Source organism: Bacillus sp. SIMBA_005 (genome assembly GCF_046535585.1).
GTDB classification, from domain to species: Bacteria; Bacillota; Bacilli; order Bacillales; family Bacillaceae; genus Bacillus; species Bacillus pumilus.
This window is the reverse complement of sequence record NZ_JAWRWI010000621.1, coordinates 1-262: the sequence shown is the minus strand read 5'-3', so window position 1 is coordinate 262 and position 262 is coordinate 1. Positions and strand designations below refer to the sequence as shown.

The window sequence follows — 262 nt, the reverse complement described above, 5'->3', positions numbered from 1 at the left end:
CCACATCGTCGAGTACGTGCCTCCGGAGCGCGTCGCCCATCACGTCCGCGGCCACAACGCGCAGGCGGTCGGCATCGAGCTGGTGAACACCGGCCGGTTCCCGCACTGGCTCGACAGCCGCCACCAGGCCATGGAGGAGACCTATCCGACGACGCAGATCGACGCGCTGGTCGCCCTGCTGCGGCAGCTGCGCGCGACGCTGCCGGCCCTGCGCACGATCGCCGGGCACGAGGACCTGGACACGGAGCGGGTGCCGGCCAGC

1 protein-coding gene is annotated in these 262 nt (G+C 72.5%); it reads left to right on the top strand.

The window, feature by feature from the left end; translation table 11 throughout:
- The coding region (locus SB660_RS21565; RefSeq protein ID WP_410584455.1) for a peptidoglycan recognition protein family protein at positions 1 to 262 on the top strand (262 nt) is incomplete at both ends.